This is a genomic window from Candidatus Omnitrophota bacterium (genome assembly GCA_016209275.1).
Classification (GTDB): domain Bacteria; phylum Omnitrophota; class Gorgyraeia; order Aquiviventales; family Aquiviventaceae; genus JACQWM01.
In genome coordinates, this window is sequence record JACQWM010000016.1 from 1 (window position 1) to 15,614 (window position 15,614).

The window sequence follows — 15,614 nt, forward strand, 5'->3', positions numbered from 1 at the left end:
CACCAGGAGTGGTGGAGTCCAATGTCCATCCCGATCACCGTGTTCACTGCGATGGATGTCATCGCGGCACCTCCTGTCGGTTGGTGCCAGTATGACAGCGTTCAAGCGACCCAGCGTTTTCATGCTATCACCCCCAACGTGGGGGCCGCAGGCCCGTTTCGCCTCACATGAGGCGAAACCACATTCGAGCGAGGCGAAACAGGCTGCCTTCGGCAGCCTCACGCAGGGGGTGGGATGACTGCGCTTGAGCGCGCCCTCGCGCTGATCGCGCGCTTTTTAGACGAGCACCGTATTCCCTACATGATCATTGGAGGTATCGCCAACCTGGTGTGGGGCGAGCCGCGCTCGACCCTGGATGTGGACGCATCGCTCCTTGTCGAGGAAACACAATGGCCTTCGCTCATGAAAGAATTGCGTTCCATCGTTCGGATCATCCCCCGCAATCCCATTGCATTTCTGAAAGACACGCACGTCTTGCCTGTGGAAACCTCTGACGGTGTCCGCATTGACCTGATCTGGGCGACGCTGCCCTACGAGCATCAGGCGATTGCCCGTGCGACGATTGAGGAGGTGACCGGGCAACGCATCCGTGTCCGTGTCTGCCGCCCCGAAGATCTGGTGATTCATAAAGTACTCTCTGCGCGGCCGAAAGATCAAGAAGACGTGCGCGCGATTATTCACCAGCAGCGAGCACGGCTTGACCGACCATACGTGAATCGGATTGTGGGGGAGCTGGCGAAAGCGCTCGATCGGCCGGAGATGGTTGAATTTCTTGCGAGGTGCTTCCGGGAGTCGCGCTAAGGGCTTGATTTATGTATTCGAATCGAATACACTTAAGGCATGGCGAAGAGCGCGCTGACCACCATACGATTTACGCCGCAGGAGGCGAAAGAACTCAAGGTCTACCTGCAGCGCAATCCGGCCTTTGCGTCGATCTCCAGCCTCGGGCGGGTGGCGACGATGGAGTTTATCCGCAGCAAAACCTCGTTGCCCTTAACCCCGGTTCAGGGTGGCGGGTCGCAACGGCCGTGGTTTCTTTGGGACTATAATCTCAGCGAAGCGCAGGTGCAGGAGCTGTTGCATCATGCGCCGTTTGCCCAGAAAAAATGGCTGATCGCCCGACTGCTGGAGCGGTTGCGCCCGCCGGAGATTTTTCAGTACCTCTCGCCTGAGCAGATGCGCGCCGCACTGCCGCATTTGCGGATGGACGAAAAGGTCAAACGCCATTGGCAGGAAGCAGTGGAATTATGGACCAGCCCCGCCCGAAAATCCTAACGCCGTTACAGCGGCAGGTCTTAGACACCGTCTTTGCCGAGGGGACGTTTGCTCGCCACTTTTATTTGACCGGCGGCACGGCCCTGGCGGCGTTTTATCTGTATCACCGGTACTCGGATGACCTAGATTTCTTTACCAACGAGTCACCACTCGACATGATCTGGCCAATGGTGCAGGCTATGCAGCCGCGTCTAGGATTCGCCGTGGAATCACGAGCGCCGCACTTTATTCGCCTGCGCTTTGCCGAGGGACTGCGGGTTGATCTGGTGCAGGATATGCCGGCACGATTTGGGACGCCACGCCGGCATGGGTCATGGCGTATTGACGCGCTGGAGAATATTACGGTGAATAAAATCACGGCCATCCAGGGTCGGCTGGATGTGAAAGACTACGTCGATCTCTACGTGCTCTTAAAGGACAAGCCGAAGGAGGCCATCTTCGCCTGGCTGGAGAAGGCCAAACAGAAAGATGCCTCGGTCGATCCGTTTCTCTGGTCACGCATCATCGGCGATGTGGAAACATTTCGCGTCTTGCCCCGCATGATTGTGCCCGTGTCGCTCGATGAGCTGGTGAAATTTTATCAGGGACTTCGTCGACGCATCGTGATGTCGTTGAAGCCGTCGTAGTCGTGGGTCATACGTCATGGGTCATGAGTCGCGGTTACGGTTTCGAGCGCCAGCGAAACTGAATCTGTATCTGCGCGTGGTGGGCAAGCGGGCGGATGGATTCCACGAACTTGAGACGATTTTTGAGCGGATTGATTTGGCGGATGAGCTGACGTTTGAGGCAGCCGCCACCCTTTCCTTAACGTGCACCGATCCCACGCTTTCCTGCGGCGACGACAACCTCGTACTCAAAGCCGCCCGCCTGCTTCAGCAGAAGAGCGGGGCGGGACAAGGGGCGCGGATCCATCTGACGAAGCGCATTCCGATCGCCGCCGGCTTAGGCGGCGGCTCCTCCGATGCGGCCACGACCTTGCGCGGGCTCAATACCCTCTGGAACTTGCTCTGGCCTAAGGAGCGGTTGATAGAGTTGGGGGCTCAGCTGGGCTCCGACGTGCCCTTCTTCCTCTATGACACACCGTTTGCCATCGGCCGCGGCCGTGGTGAAATCTGCGAACCCATTCCAGGACAGCCGCTTGCGCAGGTGCTGGTGGTGCCGGATGCGCAATTGTCGACGAAAGAAATCTACGAAGAATTGAATTTGCCCTTGACACCGCCAACCGCCTCGATTACCATAGTCGCACACGCCTTACGCAACGGCCCCGCCAGCGCGGGGCTCGCCGCAGGACTTTGGAACGATCTGGAACCTGTCGCGATCCGGCGTTGTCCTGTCATACCACACATTCAGGAAACCTTACGCGCATGTGGAGTGTTAGCCGCACGACTCTCAGGCAGCGGCCCTGCCGTCTTCGGGCTGTGTCGCGACCGCGCCCATGCGCACGAGATGGTGACGACGCTGCGAACATCGACTCCCTCGTCATGGCGAATTGAGCTTGTGCAGACGGATCGGTAATGGGCGATTGGGGAGTAGTGTAACGGCAGCACAGGAGCCTTTGGAGCTCCACGTCCAGGTTCGAATCCTGGCTCCCCAGTTTTGGAAGAGCCGGGACTAAACGGAGGGACTTGACGCCGCAATGAGAACACTCCAGGCCATCATCTTAGCCGCAGGCGAAGGCACGCGGATGAAGTCGGATATGCCCAAGGTGCTGCACCGCATCTGCGGCCGGCCAATGATCGCGTATGCGTTGGATCTGGCGGCCTCCGCCGGGGTGAAGCAGCCGATCATCATCTTGGGGGCTGGCGCTGAGGCCGTGCAACCGCACCTGCCGAAAGAGGCCAAAGTCGTCATCCAAACCAAGCGGCTGGGCACCGGCGATGCCGTGGTGGCGGCGAAGAAAGCGCTCGGCAGCCATGGCAGCGTGCTGATTCTGTATGCGGATACGCCGCTGCTGCGCCGCGGCACGATTCAGAAGCTCATCGAGGCGCACTTCAAAACCGAGGCGACCGCGACACTGCTGACGGCGCATCTGGCCGATCCGAGCGGGTACGGCCGCATCCTCCGCAATGAGCAGGGGCAGATCGTCGGCATCGTCGAAGAGGCGGAAGCCGCCGCCGCCCAGCGCGCCATCCGCGAAATTAACGTCGGCCCGCTCGTGTGCAAGGTCGAGGCCCTCCTGCAAGCCCTCGCCACCATCACGCCAAGCGCTTCGAAGCACGAGCTGTATCTGACCACGGCGATCTCCGCGATCGCCAAACAAGAAGGGACGAAGATTCACGCCACCCGCGTCGAGGAAATCGCCGAAGCCCTGGGCATCAACTCGAAGGCCGAGCTCGCCCGGGCGATCGGCGTCATCCGGCAGCGCATCATCGACATGCACCTCAACAATGGCGTGACCATCGAAGATCCGCGCTCCACGTTCATCGATCAAGGCGTGTCCATCGGGGCGGATACCGTGGTGCATCCCTATACCGTGATTGAAACGAGTGTGGCGATCGGCAAGCGCTGCTCCATCGGCCCGTTTGCGCGGTTGCGCAGCGGGGTGAGCATCGCCGATGAGTCGCGGGTGGGCAACTTTGTCGAGCTGGTCCGCGCCAAAGTCGGCCACCGGGTGCGCATCGGCCACGTCACCTATTTGGGCGATGCGACGGTGGAAGACGATGTCAATATCGGCGCTGGCACGGTGACGGCCAACTACGACGGCAGCGAGAAGCACCCGACACACATCGGCAAAGGCGCCTTCATCGGTTCGGATACGGTCTTGATCGCCCCAGTGAAGATCGGCCCCGGGGCCGTCACCGGGGCCGGCTGCGTTGTGACCAAAGGGCACGATGTCCCGGCCAAAGGGGTGGTGGCCGGTGTTCCCGCTAAACCGTTCGAGCAGGCCAAAGCGGCTAGCACCGATGGCCATCCCCATCCAGCGGCCGGTAAGCGCCCGGTCCTGCGCCGGGCTCCCGCGAAAGCCAAGCGGCCGGCCAAGAGGGCGCTCCGGCCCGCGCGCCGTCCTTCGGTGAAGAAAGCGCGGCCCGCGGTGAGGCGCCCCGCAGCGAAGCGCACGGTAGCGAGACGCCCCGCAGCAAAGCGCCCGGCGCGCCGGGTCTTGGCGAGGCGATAACACGATGACGAAACGGCGGCAACTCTCCCAGCGTGTGGCACTCGTCTCCGGCAATGCGAATCCGTCGCTGTCGAAGGCGATTGCCAGCGCCTTGGGCGTGCCGCTGTCGGATTCGCTCGTGAGCCGATTCAGCGAAGGCGAGATCCGCGTGAAGATCAACGAAATCGTGCGCGGCAAAGACGTCTTCGTGATTCAGCCGACGTGCCCGCCGACGAATGAAAATTTGATGGAGCTGCTGATCATTCTGGATGCGCTGCGGCGCGCCTCAGCCCAGCGCATCACCGCGGTGGTGCCGTACTACGGCTATGCCCGGCAGGACCGCAAGGATCAGCCGCGCGTGCCGATTACCGCCAAGCTGGTGGCGAATCTCATCACGACCGCCGGGGCGAATCGCGTGCTGACGATGGATCTGCACGCCGGGCAGATCCAGGGATTCTTTGACATTCCGCTCGACCATCTCTACGCGGTGACGGTGTTTGAGGAGTACCTCAGACGGAAGCGCCTGAAGTCCATCGTGGTGGTGTCCCCCGATGTGGGGGGCATTAAGATGGCCCGCGGCTACGCGAAGCGGCTGCACGCGGATCTGGCGATCGTCGATAAGCGGCGCGACACGCCGGAGTCGACCGAAGTCATGCATTTGCTGGGCGAAGTGCAGGGGAGAACCGCCATTCTGGTCGACGACCTGATTGCGACCGGCAGCTCGCTGGTGGAAGCGGCCGAGGCGGTGAAGCGAGCCGGCGCGACCGCCGTCTATGCCTGCGTGACGCATCCGGTCCTCTCCGGGCCGGCGATTGATCGCATCGGCACATCCTGTTTGAAGGAGCTCATCGTCACCGACACCATCCCGCTGCCGTCCAAGCGGCGGCATGCCAAGATCACCGTCTTGTCGGTGGCGACGCTCTTGAGCGAGGCGATTGGGCGCATCCACTTTGAAGAATCTATCAGCAGCCTGTTCGACGGCATGATGAGTTGAGCGAGGGAACACGAGATGGCGAAGGCCACAGCGGCAGGGCAATTGGAACTTACGGTGCAGCCACGAACCGCCATCGGCACGCGCGCCGTCAAGCGATTGCGCGCCGCGGGCGCGGTGCCTGGCGTGGTCTACGGCAAAACGACCGCGCCCGTCTCCGTCAGCGTGAATGCGCGCGCGCTGGTGAAGGTGTTGCACGCGAAGGGCGGAGAGCATGCGCTGGTCACGCTGCGGGTGGATGGGGAGAAGGCGTGGGAGCAGCCCGCGCTCATCCATGTCGTGCAGCATGACCCGATCGACGGGCGCGCGGTCCACGTGGATTTCCATACGATTGTGCTGACCGAGCGATTAAAGGTGAAGGTGCCCGTGATCCTCAAGGGAGAGGCGGTCGGGGTCAAGCAGGAGGGCGGAGTGTTGGAGCACTTCCTCCGCGAGATCGAAGTCGAATGTCTGCCGACCGACATCCCCGTCGGCGTGGACGTGGATATCAGCGCGATGAAGATCGGCGAGACGGTGCATGTCCGAGATCTCACGCCGCCGGCGCGGGCGAAAATCATCGCGGATCCTGATGGGACGGTCGCGGCTATCCAGAAGCCGAAGGAAGAGAAGCCTGCCGAAGAAGCCGCGGCGGCGCCCACGGAGCCTGAAGTGCTCCGCGAGAAGAAAGAAGAGCCGGAAGCGGCCGCGGCCGAAGCCAAGAAAGCCGAAGCCGCCGAAGGCAAGAAAGAGAAAGAGCCAAAGTCGTGAAGCTCCTTGTGGGGCTCGGCAATCCGGGCCACACCTACAACGAGACCAGGCACAACAGCGGGTTTGCCGTGATTCAGTGGTTGGCGCAACGCCACCAGGTGGCCATTGGCACCCGTGTGCTGAGCCGGCTGGATGGCCGGCCGGCCGGAGTCTACGGCGACTACGCGCTCGGCCAGGAGACCGTGCGGCTGCTCATGCCCCTGACGATGATGAATGAATCCGGCGAGGCCTTGCGCGAGCTTCCCGCTGGCGCGCAGGACGTCCTGATTCTCTGCGACGATGTGCATTTGCCGCTGGGGGCCATCCGGCTGCGGCCCGAGGGGGGTGCCGGCGGCCACCACGGGCTGCAATCGTGTTTGGACGTGCTGGGGACGGAGGCGGTGCCTCGGCTGCGCATCGGCGTGGCCGCCAATCCGTTGCCGCGCGATCTGACGGAGTTCGTCCTCTCGAAATTTACGAGCGCGGAGCGGCCGCTCATGCACCAGGCGATTGCGCAGGCGGCCGAAGCCGCGGAGGCATGGGCCACGGAGGGCCTTGAGGCGGCGATGAATCGATATAACCGAACACAGGACGCACCCACATGATGAGAACCGGCACGTATGAAGCCCTAGTCATTTTAAAAACCGCAGGCAGCGAGCAGGACGTCGCGAAGCGCGCCGCGGCGCTCGAAGAGCCCATTAAGAAATCAGGCGGCACCATCGCGACCTCCCACCCCATCGGCCGGCGGCGCCTGGCGTTTCGCATCGCCCGGCATGCCGAAGGGCACTATCACCTGCTGCGATTTTCCCTGCCAGCCGAGCGGCTCGCCGACCTGGAGCGGCTCTATCGCCTCAACGACGCCGTCGTGCGCTTCATGATTCTCAATGCGGAAGAGCTGGGGGCGACGGCCGACGGCATCACGACGTATACGCCCGCGAGTTCCCGGTCCAGCTACGCTTCGTCACGCGGCCCCGCAACCTCCGAGGTGTGATGATGGCCAGCCTGAATCGCGTGTTGTTGATCGGCAATCTGACCAAAGACCCCGAGTTGCGGTATATCCCCAGCGGCACTCCGGTGGCGAATCTGCGCCTGGCGGTCAACTCCTCGTTTAAAGGCCAGGACGGCCAGCGGAAAGAAGAGACGTGCTTTGTCACGATCGTCGTCTGGAGCAAACAGGCCGAACTGTGCAATCAGTATTTGAAGAAAGGGCGCTCCGTGTTCGTGGAGGGACGGCTCATCTACCGCAGCTGGGAAGCGGAGGGCAAGACCCGCTCGACCATGGAAGTGCGCGCGGATCGCGTGCAGTTTCTTGGAGGGCCGGCAGGATCCGGCGGAGCCGGCAAGGGCGAGGCGAGTCCCGCAGCGGCGGAAGAGCCCGCGCCGGCCTTGGATGCGGCGGAGGCCAGCGCCGATGCCGACGTGCCGTTTTAATGCAAGCACCACACATGGGTGGAGTTGAATAATGGCGATTGTCAAACGGGTGTTTGTGAAGAAGCCGTGCCGGTTCTGCGCGGAGCATCTTGAGGCCATTGATTACAAGGATCTGGAGCGGTTGGGCCGCTGCGTGACCGATCGCGGCAAGATCATCCCCTCCCGGCTGACCGGCACGTGCGCCAAGCACCAGCGCGTGCTCACGCGCGCGATTAAACGCGCGCGCTTCATGGCGCTGTTGCCGTACGCCACGCTATAATACCGAGCGAGGTTTCGATGGATGTGGTGTTAGTGCACGCCGTGGACGCGCTGGGCCCGGCGGGTGCCGTCGTGAAGGTGAAGCCGGGCTTCGCAAGAAATTTCCTGCTGCCGCGGGGCCTCGCCGTCGCGGCGACCCCCCAGCAGCTCAAAGCGATTGAAACGTCTCAGCGGCAGCGCGAGCGGAAATCTGCGCGGATCACAGAAGAGGCTGAGCGCGTGAAACGCCAGATCGAAAGCCGCTCCCTGACCCTGAAATTGAGTCTCGGGGAAGATCAGAAGCCCTTCGGCGCGATCACCACGCACGATATCGTTGACGCCCTGGCCGGCGAGGGGATCGCGGTGGAGAAGCACGCCGTCCACCTGGAGCAACCGATCAAAGCGCTGGGGATTTTTGAGGTGCCCGTCCGCGTGCATGCCGACGTGACGGCGATCATGAAGGTGTGGGTCGTCAAAGCGTAACACCCGTTTCACGTTTGTTGACATGAATATTGCTGAAGTCACGACGGTTGAACGCGTGCCGCCGCAGAATCTCGATGCGGAGCAGGCGGTGTTGGGCGCCATGCTCATCGAAGAAGAGGCCGTCGTCCAAGCGGCTGAAGCGCTCGAAGACGCCACCTTCTACAGCACCGCCCACCGGAAGATCTTCAGCAGTCTCGTGAGCCTCTATCGCGCCAGCGTCCCCGTCGATTTGGTGACGGTGACGGATGAGCTGCGCAAGCGCAATCAGCTCGAGGACGTCGGCGGACCCAGCTACCTGGCGACCTTAACCACCGTCGTGCCCACGGCGGCCAACGCCGAGCATTATTGCCGCATCGTCAAGCAAAAAGCCATCCTCCGCGAGCTCATCCGCGTGGCCACCCAGATCGCCGCCGACTCCTACCGCGAGGCGATCGAGCCGGATGCGCTGTTGGATCGCGCGGAAACGATGATCTTTGACATTGCGTCGCAGAAGCTCAAACGCGACGCGGTGGCGATGAAAGACATCATCAAAAGCTCCATTGAAATGATCGACACGCTCTATCAGCGCAAGGGCATGATCACCGGGCTGCCCACGGGTTTCCTGGAGCTGGATCAGCAGCTCGCCGGCTTGCAGCCGGCCGACTTGATCGTGGTGGCGGGCCGCCCGGCCATGGGCAAGAGCAGCTTTTCGCTCTGCGTGGCTGAGCATGTGGCACTCCAGCATCACGTCGGGGTCGCCATCTTCAGCCCGGAAATGTCCAAGGAAAATATCGTGCAGCGCATGCTCTGCTCGCACGCGCGCATCAACGCGCACAATGTGCGCTCGGGGATGCTCTCCGCCAGCGACTGGCCCAATCTGACGAAGGCCGCCGGCAAGCTCTCCGACGCGCCGATCTTCATCGATGATTCGCCGGGGATTTCCGTGCTGGAGCTGCGGGCGAAGGCGCGGCGCCTTAAGAGCCGGCACGGCATCGGGCTCGTGATCCTCGACTACTTGCAGCTGATGGATGAGTCCGTGGCGACCGAGAATCGGCAGCAGGAAATTTCGGTGATCTCGCGCGGCATGAAGGCGCTGGCTCGCGAGTTGAATGTTCCGGTGATCGCGGTCAGCCAGCTCTCGCGCGCCCCGGAGCGCCGGGAGTCGTTCCGGCCGCGGCTCTCTGATCTGCGGGAATCCGGGGCCATCGAGCAGGATGCGGATGTCGTCTTGATGCTCTTCCGCGAGGATTACTACCAGCCCACGGAAGAGAATAAGGGCATTGCGGAAGTGATTATCGCGAAGCAGCGCAACGGCCCCACGGGGACGGTGAAATTGGCGTTCATCAACGAATACACGCGGTTCGAAGCCCTGGCCCGCGCCGCATGAGCGCTCGCGGGGTGCTCTGGGCCGGTCTGCTGGCGGGGGGGCTGCTGGCCGCGCCCTGCTGGGCGCAAGACGCCGCCGACAAACGGATCATTCAGGTCGATGTCAGCGGCGCGAAGACGATTGCCAAGGAAACGATCCTGGCCCGCGCGCAGACGAAGCCGGGCAGCGCGTATCTCGATCGCGTGGTCAGCGAAGACATCCGGCGCATCTTCGCCCTCGGCTACTTCACGAATGTCAAGGCCGATATCGAGGAGGTGGCGGAGGGCCTGAAGCTCGTGTTCACGGTGGCGGAAAAACCCGCCGTGTCCGCCATCGACGTGCAGGGCCATCGGGCGCTGGCGAAGAAAAAACTCCTCGAGGTATTCGGCATCCGGCCTGGCGACCTCTACGATCCGCGCAAAATCAAGGAAGGCGTGGATCAGGTGAAAGCCGAGTATGCCAGGAAAGGCTTCTCCAATGTGGAGATCGCCACGCGCACCGAACCCCATGAGGCGGACAACACGGCCACCCTCTATGTCCTGGTGGATGAGGGGCCGCAGCTGCGGATTCGGGACGTCTTCATCGAGGGCAATCAGGCGTTCGCCGATCGGAAGATCCGCGGGCTGCTCAAGACCAAGCCCAAACGCTGGTTCCGCTCCGGGGCGTACGCCGAGCCCGTGCTGGCCGAAGATCTGGAGCGCATCAAGGCCTTCTACCGGAAACACGGATACGCGGATATCGAGGCGGCCCATGAGGTCGCGCGCGATCCCTCGGGCCGCGGGCTCATCGTCCGCTTCATGCTGACGGAGGGCCTCCAGCATCGGGTGGGGAGCGCTGTGGTCGATGGCGCCGTGCTGTTTCCCGAGCGCGAGATCCGCCAGGTGATTCGCTTGAAGCCCGGCGCGGTCTTCAATGATGAGGCGCTGCAAGAGGATTTGCGGGCCATCAAGCAGTATTACGGGGACCGAGGGTATATCCACGCGATGGTCACGCCTGATCCGCAATTGGATGAGGCCACCAAGCGGGTGAACGTCACGTACCGCATCGCGGAGCAGGAGCTCGTCTCCATCAACCGCATCGAGGTGCAAGGCAACCTGCAGACGAAAGATGTCGTGGTGCGCCGCGAGCTGCGCGTCTATCCCGGCGAGCCGTTCCAGGGGGCGAAGATCCGCAAATCCATCGAGCGGCTGTACAACCTGGGGTTCTTTGAAGAGGTGAACGTCGATACCGAACCGACCGCGACGGCGGAGAAGGAAGATCTCATCGTGAAGGTGAAGGAATCCAAGACCGGCAGCTTCAGCTTCGGCGGGGGGTTTTCTTCGGTCGACCGGTTGATCGGGATGGTGGAAGTGGAGCAGCGCAATTTCGACTGGCGGAATATCCCGCAGTTTACCGGCGCTGGACAGGATTTGAGAGCGCGCGTTGAGATCGGCAGCGTGCGCAGGTTCTTCGATATCTCCTTTACCGAGCCATGGATCTTTGGCTACCCGGTGTCGGCCGGGGTCGATCTGTATAACCGCACCTTCTTGAAGAATCGCAATCTGGGATGGGCGTTCGAGCAGGAGCAGCGCGGCGGGGGGCTGCGCTTCGGCAAGGAGTTTCTGGATCTGGTCCGCGTGAACGTCGATTATCAGCTGTTTCGGACCGCCATTTCCGACGTGGATGAGAGCGCATCCAGCGCCCTCAAAGCGGAGCAGGGCAAAAGCACGGTCAGCGTGCTCGGGCTGTCTGTCACCATGGATGGCCGCGACAATAAATTCGACCCGACGAAAGGCTATGTGCTCTTCGGATCGACGAATTTGGCCGGTGGATTCATCGGCGGCCAGCGGGATTTTTACCGTCTGCAGGGCGGGGCCAGCTATTACTGGCCGCATTTCAACCGGTTCGTGCTCGAATCGCGGGCGAAGGCGGGGATGGTGGAGGCCTACGGCGATTCGGACGAGGTCCCCATCTTCGAGCGGTTTTTCGGCGGCGGCAGCGGCACGATCCGCGGCTTCCGCGAGCGCCGCGTGGGCCCGCGCGATCCGATCTCCAACGATCCCACGGGCGGCGAGGCGATGTTCGTTGGGACGGTTGAAGAAGTCATGACGCTGGCGAAGGATGAGCGGGGCCGGCCGATTTTGCGCGGCTCGGTGTTCTACGACGTCGGAGACGTCTGGCGGCGCGTGTCGGATTTTGGAGAGTCGCTCAAGTCGGGTATCGGGATCGGCGCGCGGGTCAATACGCCGATTGGGCCGCTGCGATTGGATCTGGGGTATCCGGTGACGCGGCAGGATGATCAGGAAAAACGGCGCCCGCGATTTCACTTCAACATCAGCCGTTCGTTTTGACATGCAACTGGAGGAGTCGATACGCGCATGAAGACGTCTGTTGCTATCTGCTATCTGCTATCTGCTATTTGCGGTCCTATGGTGTCTGGCGTCTCGTTCGTGGAAGCCGCCGAGTTGAAAATCGGCTACGTCAATCTTGCCAAGGTGTTTGATAGCTATGATCGGACCAAGGCCTCGGACGCCGTGCTGGAGCGAAAGGGCAAGCAGAAAGAGGCCGAAATGGAAACCAAGCTCACGGAGCTCAAGAAGATGCGCGAGGGCCTTGAGCTGTTGAACGATGAGGTGCGGGAAGCCAAGTCCCGACAGATTTCTCAGAAATCCGACGAGCTGCAGCTGTTCCGGAAGAACACGGCGCGCGACCTCAGCCAAGAGCGCGATCGCATTGCCAAGGACATTCTGCAGGAGATCCAAAAGGGCATCGAGGAGTATGCGAAAGCCAACGGATTTTCGCTCATCGTGGACGATCGCTCATTGCTCTATGGGATGCCGACGTACGATGTGACCGATGCCGTGCTCACCGCCCTCAACGGGAAGACTGGCAAACCTTCGCCAACACCCAAAGCCCCATAAGAATGATGGCAGGGATTCAACGGCGGTCATCGCTATCACAATGAGTGAACCGCAGCGCACCATTGCCAAAGATGTCTTCTTCAACGGCGTGGGCATCCACACCGGGCTGCCGGTGTCGGTGCGCGTGCTGCCCGCACCGGCAAGCGTGGGCATCGTGTTTGTGCGCACCGATCTGCCGCATCGCCCCGCGATCCCGGTGCGTTCGGCCCACGTGAGCCTCAATCGCAGCATCCGGCGGACCACCGTGTCCAAGGACGGCGTTGAGATCCAAACGGTGGAGCACTTCATGGCGTCTTTGTGGGGGCTCGGCATCGATAATGCCTATGTGGAAGTCAGCGGCCACGAGATGCCGGGGCTGGACGGATCGGCGGCGGAATTCCTCCGGCATCTGGCGGCCGCCGGTGTCATGGCCCAGGAGGCCTCGCGCCGCTATGTCTCGTTGCGCGATCCGGTGTGCGTCGAAGAGGATGGTTCGTCGATCGGCGTCTTTCCCGCGCCGGATCTTCGGATTTCGTATCTGTTGAGCTACCCGCATCCGCAGCTCAAATCGCAATTCGTCTCATTTGCGGCCGCTGACGGCGCGCCGTTTGCCGAGGCGATCGCGCCCGCCCGCACCTTCTGCCTGAAAGAGGAAGCCGAGCAGCTGCGCGCCGCCGGCTTGGGCAAGGGAGCGAATTATGACAACACGCTCATCGTGGGCGAGGCGGGGGTCATCAACAATACGCTGCGATTCGACGACGAATTCGCGCGGCATAAAATCCTGGATCTCCTCGGCGATCTCTATCTGCTGGGCGCGCCGCTGCGCGCGCATGTCATCGCGGTCAAGAGCGGCCACGCCCTCAACGTCAAGCTCATCAAGAAGCTGGACCAGGCGCTGGAGCAATGGAAGCTGGGGTCGCTGCAATCCGCGACGACGGATGTCATGGTGGGGCCGCAGCTGGACATCACCCAGATCCAAAAGATCCTGCCGCACCGATATCCGTTCTTGCTCGTCGACCGGGTCATCGAACTCACCGAAACCCGCGCCGTCGGAATCAAATGCGTGACGATCAATGATTATTTTTTCCGCGGCCATTTTCCCGACCGCCCGGTCATGCCGGGGGTGCTGATGGTGGAAGCGATGGCCCAGGTGGGCGGCATCATCATCCTCAATAAGGCGGAGCATAAAGGCAAATTCGCCTACTTCATGGCGGTGGATCGTGTGAAATTCCGCAAGCCGGTCGTGCCGGGGGACGTGCTGGTCATTGAGGCCGAGCTAGGCAAACTCCGTTCGCGGACCGGGCAGGTGCTCGGCCGCGTCTTGGTCGATGGCAAAGTGGTCTGCGAGGGCGAGATGCTCTTTGCTTTGAGCGAATAAATGGCCGCGTCCTCCGCTCTCCGGCGGCGCGCTGGGACCACCGTGCACCCGACGGCGATCGTCCATCCGAAGGCGAGGCTCGGCCGCGGGGCGGCCATCGGGCCCTATACAGTGATCGGCGCGCGCGTGGCCATCGGCGATCGGACGGTGGTGGGCGCGCACGGCGTCATCGAGGGCGAGACGACCATCGGGCAGGAGTGCGAAATTTTCACCGGAGCGGTGATCGGCAGCATTCCGCAGGATCTGAAATACCGCGGCGAGCGCAGCCGGCTCATCATCGGCGATCGGAACAAAATCCGCGAGTATGTCACGATCAATCCCGGCACCACTGGCGGCGGGGGGAAAACGGTCATCGGCTCCGACTGTCTCCTCATGGCGTATTCGCACGTCGCGCATGATTGCGCCATCGGCAACCAGGTCGTCATGGCGAATAGCGCGGCACTCGCCGGCCACATTGTCGTGGAAGATCGGGCCACCATCGGCGGATTGGTGGGGATCCATCAGTTTGTGCGGGTCGGCACCCTGGCGTTTATCGGCGGCTGCTCCCGCGTGGCCCAGGATGTGCCGCCGTATGCCACGTGCGTGGGCTATCCGGCGAAAGTCTTCGGCGTGAATATCGAGGGGCTGCGGCGCGCCGGCCTCTCCACCGATGTCAAAGACCGGCTGCATCATGCCTTTCGCGTGCTCTTTCATTCCAAGCTCTCCATGAGCCATGCCGTGCAGCAGGTGGCGGAGGAAGCCGACAGCTGCCCGGAGATCCACCACTTGCTCGCCTTTATCCGCGACTCCACGCGCGGCGTCTGCCGCGCGTAACCGGCGTAGCCATCAGCGGCCATCAGCATCCGTACATGCATTCACCCATTGGTATTATCGCTGGGGCAGGGCAGTTTCCCATCCATGTGGCCGAAGAAGCCAAGCGCCAGGGTGCTGCGGTGGTCGGCATCGGCATTGAGGGATGGGTTGATCCCGCCTTCGCCAGCCACGTCGAGGCCTACGAGGAGCTGCCCATCGGCCAACTGAAACGGCTGATCGAACGGCTCAAGGCGCATCAGGTGCGGCACGTCATCATGGCCGGGAAAGTGACCAAAGAGGTCTTGGTGAAGGCGAAAGACCGCTTTGACGCCGAGGCGCTCGCCATCATCATCCGCGCCGGCGGCAACATGTCGGCAAACGCGTTGCTGGGTGCCGTCGGCAAGAGGCTGGCGCGCGAAGGGATGACGCTGATGGATTCCTCAGCCTTGTTGAGCGACAGCCTCTGTCCGGTAGGCGTGCTGACGAAGCGGCGCCCCACGGCGGATGAAGAGCGCGATATCCGCCTCGGGGCGGAGGCGGCCCGCGCCATGGCGGCATTGGATGTGGGGCAAACGGTTGTGGTCAAATCCGGCGTCATCGTGGCGGTGGAAGCCCTCGAGGGGACGGATGCGGCGATCCTCCGCGCCCATGGCCTCGCCGGAGCCGGATGTGTCGTCGTGAAAACCGGCTCCAAGAAGCAAGACCGGCGCTTCGATCTTCCCGTGATCGGGCCGATGACGATTGCGACCCTGCGCGAGGCGAGTGCTGCGTGTCTTGCGGTCGAAGCCCGCACGACCCTCATGCTGGATCGCGCCGCGATCGTGCAAGCGGCCACCGAGGCCGGCCTGTGCCTCGTTGGCCTGCGATGATCCCACTTATGAAAACGCTCTGCAACACCCAAACTCCGACCCATGCGATCGGTCGTGAACGCCCTGAGGCGTTGCGACCGTTCCCTGACTCCCATCGCGGAGTCCCCTCGGAGG

The 15,614-nt window shown here is 62.4% G+C and carries 19 protein-coding genes and 1 tRNA gene; all 20 read left to right on the forward strand.

Translation table 11 applies throughout. The features are described from left to right. Positions 1 to 21 precede the first annotated feature (21 nt). The 20 genes from HY737_02775 (at position 22) to lpxI (ending at position 15,500) form a co-directional block, all read left to right on the forward strand. Positions 22 to 171 carry a hypothetical protein gene (locus HY737_02775; protein ID MBI4597310.1) on the forward strand — a complete coding sequence of 50 codons (150 nt, stop codon included), beginning with the start codon at positions 22 to 24 and terminating at the stop codon, positions 169 to 171. 63 nt (positions 172 to 234) lie between these two features. Continuing rightward, complete coding sequence (locus HY737_02780) at positions 235 to 801, forward strand: nucleotidyltransferase (GenBank protein ID MBI4597311.1); 567 nt, start codon at positions 235 to 237, stop codon at positions 799 to 801. Between the two features lie 39 nt (positions 802 to 840). Continuing rightward, entirely contained in the window at positions 841 to 1,275 is a 435-nt protein-coding gene (locus tag HY737_02785; GenBank protein ID MBI4597312.1) for a hypothetical protein, read from the forward strand. Beyond that, complete coding sequence (locus HY737_02790; GenBank protein MBI4597313.1) at positions 1,248 to 1,901, forward strand: nucleotidyl transferase AbiEii/AbiGii toxin family protein; 654 nt, start codon at positions 1,248 to 1,250, stop codon at positions 1,899 to 1,901. Before HY737_02785 ends, HY737_02790 begins: the two co-directional genes overlap by 28 nt. A gap of 16 nt (positions 1,902 to 1,917) precedes the next feature. Next, positions 1,918 to 2,790: a 4-(cytidine 5'-diphospho)-2-C-methyl-D-erythritol kinase gene (locus HY737_02795; GenBank protein MBI4597314.1), complete on the forward strand. Its 873-nt coding sequence runs from the start codon at positions 1,918 to 1,920 to the stop codon at positions 2,788 to 2,790. A gap of 8 nt (positions 2,791 to 2,798) precedes the next feature. Then, positions 2,799 to 2,869 (forward strand) — tRNA-Gln (locus HY737_02800). Between the two features lie 42 nt (positions 2,870 to 2,911). Beyond that, a complete protein-coding gene (locus HY737_02805; protein ID MBI4597315.1) occupies positions 2,912 to 4,390 on the forward strand; it encodes an NTP transferase domain-containing protein in 1,479 nt (492 codons plus the stop codon). Positions 4,391 to 4,394: 4 nt separating this feature from the next. After that, on the forward strand, positions 4,395 to 5,363 hold the full coding sequence (locus tag HY737_02810) for a ribose-phosphate pyrophosphokinase (GenBank protein MBI4597316.1): 969 nt from the start codon (positions 4,395 to 4,397) through the stop codon (positions 5,361 to 5,363). Between the two features lie 15 nt (positions 5,364 to 5,378). Further along, positions 5,379 to 6,107 carry a 50S ribosomal protein L25 gene (locus HY737_02815; GenBank protein MBI4597317.1) on the forward strand — a complete coding sequence of 243 codons (729 nt, stop codon included), beginning with the start codon at positions 5,379 to 5,381 and terminating at the stop codon, positions 6,105 to 6,107. After that, positions 6,104 to 6,691: an aminoacyl-tRNA hydrolase gene (locus tag HY737_02820; GenBank protein MBI4597318.1), complete on the forward strand. Its 588-nt coding sequence runs from the start codon at positions 6,104 to 6,106 to the stop codon at positions 6,689 to 6,691. The genes HY737_02815 and HY737_02820 overlap by 4 nt, the downstream gene beginning before the upstream one ends. Further along, positions 6,688 to 7,077 carry a 30S ribosomal protein S6 gene (rpsF, locus tag HY737_02825; GenBank protein MBI4597319.1) on the forward strand — a complete coding sequence of 130 codons (390 nt, stop codon included), beginning with the start codon at positions 6,688 to 6,690 and terminating at the stop codon, positions 7,075 to 7,077. Before HY737_02820 ends, rpsF begins: the two co-directional genes overlap by 4 nt. Before the next feature lie 2 nt (positions 7,078 to 7,079). Continuing rightward, positions 7,080 to 7,517 (forward strand): single-stranded DNA-binding protein, encoded by a 438-nt coding sequence (locus tag HY737_02830; protein ID MBI4597320.1) that lies wholly within the window; start codon positions 7,080 to 7,082, stop codon positions 7,515 to 7,517. A 31-nt stretch (positions 7,518 to 7,548) separates the two neighbouring features. Beyond that, on the forward strand, positions 7,549 to 7,776 hold the full coding sequence (locus tag HY737_02835) for a 30S ribosomal protein S18 (GenBank protein MBI4597321.1): 228 nt from the start codon (positions 7,549 to 7,551) through the stop codon (positions 7,774 to 7,776). Positions 7,777 to 7,793: 17 nt separating this feature from the next. After that, positions 7,794 to 8,237 (forward strand): 50S ribosomal protein L9, encoded by a 444-nt coding sequence (locus HY737_02840; GenBank protein MBI4597322.1) that lies wholly within the window; start codon positions 7,794 to 7,796, stop codon positions 8,235 to 8,237. A gap of 22 nt (positions 8,238 to 8,259) precedes the next feature. Beyond that, complete coding sequence (dnaB, locus tag HY737_02845) at positions 8,260 to 9,603, forward strand: replicative DNA helicase (GenBank protein ID MBI4597323.1); 1,344 nt, start codon at positions 8,260 to 8,262, stop codon at positions 9,601 to 9,603. Next, positions 9,600 to 11,912, forward strand: coding sequence for an outer membrane protein assembly factor BamA (bamA, locus tag HY737_02850; protein MBI4597324.1), 2,313 nt, complete (start codon positions 9,600 to 9,602; stop codon positions 11,910 to 11,912). Before dnaB ends, bamA begins: the two co-directional genes overlap by 4 nt. Positions 11,913 to 11,939: 27 nt before the next feature. After that, positions 11,940 to 12,482, forward strand: a complete 543-nt coding sequence (locus tag HY737_02855; GenBank protein ID MBI4597325.1) for an OmpH family outer membrane protein — start codon at positions 11,940 to 11,942, stop codon at positions 12,480 to 12,482. Between the two features lie 40 nt (positions 12,483 to 12,522). Then, positions 12,523 to 13,839, forward strand: a complete 1,317-nt coding sequence (gene lpxC / locus HY737_02860) for a UDP-3-O-[3-hydroxymyristoyl] N-acetylglucosamine deacetylase (GenBank protein ID MBI4597326.1) — start codon at positions 12,523 to 12,525, stop codon at positions 13,837 to 13,839. Beyond that, on the forward strand, positions 13,840 to 14,652 hold the full coding sequence (gene lpxA, locus HY737_02865) for an acyl-ACP--UDP-N-acetylglucosamine O-acyltransferase (protein MBI4597327.1): 813 nt from the start codon (positions 13,840 to 13,842) through the stop codon (positions 14,650 to 14,652). A gap of 35 nt (positions 14,653 to 14,687) precedes the next feature. Then, positions 14,688 to 15,500: a UDP-2,3-diacylglucosamine diphosphatase LpxI gene (gene lpxI / locus HY737_02870; GenBank protein MBI4597328.1), complete on the forward strand. Its 813-nt coding sequence runs from the start codon at positions 14,688 to 14,690 to the stop codon at positions 15,498 to 15,500. Positions 15,501 to 15,614: the final 114 nt, after the last annotated feature.